The organism is Mycobacterium sp. (genome assembly GCF_052143115.1).
GTDB lineage: Bacteria > Actinomycetota > Actinomycetes > Mycobacteriales > Mycobacteriaceae > Mycobacterium.
This window is the reverse complement of the sequence record NZ_JBKQTQ010000254.1, coordinates 1-2,864: the sequence shown is the minus strand read 5'-3', so window position 1 is coordinate 2,864 and position 2,864 is coordinate 1. Positions and strand designations below refer to the sequence as shown.

The 2,864-nt window shown below is 64.1% G+C and carries 4 protein-coding genes; 3 read left to right on the top strand and 1 reads right to left on the bottom strand.

Annotated elements, in window-relative coordinates; translation table 11 throughout:
- From ACLQI9_RS25290 to msrB, 3 genes are all read left to right on the top strand, one after another.
- On the top strand, positions 1–375 hold a 375-nt coding region (locus ACLQI9_RS25290; RefSeq protein WP_442392350.1), incomplete at its 5' end, for an alpha/beta hydrolase.
- Positions 376–483: 108 nt separating this feature from the next.
- Positions 484–1,806, top strand: coding sequence for an arabinofuranan 3-O-arabinosyltransferase (gene aftC, locus ACLQI9_RS25285; protein ID WP_442392351.1), 1,323 nt, complete (start codon positions 484–486; stop codon positions 1,804–1,806).
- Positions 1,807–1,814: 8 nt separating this feature from the next.
- Positions 1,815–2,225: a peptide-methionine (R)-S-oxide reductase MsrB gene (gene msrB / locus ACLQI9_RS25280; RefSeq protein ID WP_442378759.1), complete on the top strand. Its 411-nt coding sequence runs from the start codon at positions 1,815–1,817 to the stop codon at positions 2,223–2,225.
- A gap of 11 nt (positions 2,226–2,236) precedes the next feature.
- Here the strand turns inward: msrB and ACLQI9_RS25275 are convergent.
- On the bottom strand, positions 2,237–2,864 hold a 628-nt coding region (locus ACLQI9_RS25275; protein ID WP_442392349.1), incomplete at its 5' end, for a methyltransferase domain-containing protein.

The following is a 2,864-nucleotide window of genomic DNA, read 5'->3' as shown; positions in this document are numbered from 1 at the left end:
CTCAACCGGCCGACCCCGGACCGGGTGCGCGAACTCGTGGTCGCGTGGGGGAAGCTGTATCCGCAGTTCGGCACCGTCGCCGCGCTCAACTTGGTGAAATGCGTGCACTGGCCCAGCGGTTCGCCGCAGCCGGCGCCGAAAACCCTCAAGGTCGACGTGCTGCTGGCGGGAGTGCAGAACGACCCGATCGTCGGCAGCGAGGGCGTCGCCGCGACGGCGGCCACCATCATCAACGCCAACGCGGCGAGCAAGCGGGTGATGTGGCAGGGCATCGGCCACGGCGCCAGCATCTATTCGCCCTGCGCCGTCCCGCCGCTGATCGGCTATCTCAACAGCGGCAAGCTGCCCGGGACCGACACCTACTGTCCCGCCTGAGTTTCGGGGGCGCTCAGGCCCGATTGCCCACCTCTCCCCCTCGCCGCTTCGCGGCTGGGGGTGCCCCCACCTCCCCCGCGATGCGGCCGCATCGTCGCCGGGCCTCCGGTGTACGGTGCGCTGGTGACCGCAGCTGACTCGACCCGAACCGGCCTGCGCGATCGGCTCCTGGCCGCGTTTCGTCCCCGCACCGGCGCACCGAACGCCGCGACGATTTTGCGGTCGGCGCTGTGGCCGATCGCCGTCTTCTCGGTGCTGCACCGCAGCATCGTGCTTACCCTCAACGGCAATATCACCGACGACTTCAAGCCGGTGTACCGCGCGGTCCTCAACTTCCGGCACGGCTGGGACATTTACAACGAGCACTTCGACTACGTCGACCCGCACTACCTGTATCCGCCCGGCGGCACGCTGATCATGGCGCCGTTCGGTTATCTGCCCTTCGCGGAATCGCGCTACTTGTTCGTCGCCGTCAACAGCGCCGCCATCGTGCTGGCCGGGTACGTGCTGCTGCGGATGTTCAACTTCAGGCTGACCTCGGTGGCGGCCCCAGCCTTGCTGCTGGCGATGTTCTGCACCGAATCCGTCACGAGCACACTGGTTTTCACCAACATCAACGGCGTCATCCTGCTACTCGAGGTGCTGTTCATGCGGTGGCTGCTCGACGGCTCCAAAACGAACAGCGTCGGACATCAGTGGTGGGCCGGTATCGCGATCGGGCTGGCGTTGGTGGTCAAACCAGTGTTGGGACCCCTGCTGCTGCTGCCGCTGCTGAACCGTCAGTGGCGCGCCGTGCTGGCCGCCATCGTGGTGCCGGTGGCGTTCAACCTGGCCGCGCTGCCCCTGGTCGTGCACCCGATGGACTTCTTCACCCGCACCCTGCCCTACACGCTGGGCGTTCGCGACTACTTCAACAGCTCGATCGAAGGCAACGGCGTCTACTTCGGCCTGCCGACCTGGTTGATCCTTTTCCTGCGAATCCTGTTCACACTGTTGGCCATTGGCAGCCTGTGGCTGTTGTACCGCTACTACCGGACCCGTGATCCGCTGTTCTGGTTCGCCACGTCGTCGGGCGTGTTGTTGCTGTGGTCGTGGCTGGTGCTGGCACTGGCCCAGGGCTACTACTCGATGATGCTGTTCCCGTTCCTGATGACGGTGGTGCTGCCCAATTCGGTGATTCGCAATTGGCCCGCCTGGCTGGGGATCTACGGCTTCCTGACGATGGACAAGTGGCTGCTGCTCTACTGGATGTACATCGGGCGGCCGCTGGACTACCTGAAGATCACCTACGGCTGGTCGTTGCTGCTGATCGTCGTGTTCACCGTGCTCTACTTCCGCTACTTGGATGCCAAGGCCGAAAACCGCCTGGAGGACGGGATTGATCCGGCATGGCTGACGGCTGAGCGGCCACGCGCTAGCGTGGATGCATGACTAGCGATTTGTCGCGTCCCAAGGTGCAACTGAGCGACGACGAGTGGCGCAAGAAACTCAACCCGCAGGAGTTCGACGTACTGCGACGGGCCGGCACCGAGCGCCCGTTCACCGGTGAGTACACCGACACCAAGACCGAAGGCGTCTACCAGTGCCGGGCGTGCGGCGCCGAACTGTTCCGCAGCTCCGAGAAGTTCGAATCCCATTGCGGCTGGCCGTCTTTCTTCGACCCGGCCAACTCCGACGCGGTAATCCTGCGCCCCGATCACTCGATGGGCGCCGTCCGCACCGAGGTGCTGTGCGCGAATTGCCACAGCCATCTGGGCCATGTGTTCGCCGGCGAGGGCTATCCGACACCGACGGATCAGCGGTACTGCATCAACTCGATCTCACTGCGCTTGGTGCCGACCAGGTCCTGAGCGTCTTCGTATCAGTCCACGCGGGTGGCGTGCATCTCCCAGAACGGGGCGTGTGCCCGACCATCGGGCAGCCACGACCCGACCAAGCGGAAGCGTTCCAAGGCAGGCTTGATCTGCTCGGCCTTATCGGGATTGCGCGCGATCATTTGCTCAAAGGCTTCCACGCTCATGTTGACCTCATAGGTGGTCGGCCATAAATACGTGATTTGCCAGCCGGCGTCGGGAAACACCTGCAGGAAGTCGTCAACGGATAGCGACCGCGGCGCGCCGTAACCGTTGACAGTACCGGGGCCGTGCTCGAACATGTAGAGCCGCGCTCCGGGCTTGGTCGCGCGGCGCAAATTCCGCGCATACAACCTCTTGAGCTCCGTCACGTCGGAAAAAAGGTGATAGAAGGCGCAATCGACGACTGTGTCGAAACGGTTCTCGAAACCCTCCAGCGTCATCGCGTCGCCCACCTGGAAGTTCACCGACACACCGGCTTGCCGCGCGTTCTCCCTTGCCCGCTCGATTGCCGCTGGTGAGGAGTCGATGCCAGTCGCCGAATAGCCCTGTGACGCGTAGTAAATGGCATGGTGACCCGGACCGGTACCCGGGTCGAGAACCTCGCCCTTGATCGCCCCCAGTGCGACAAGTTGC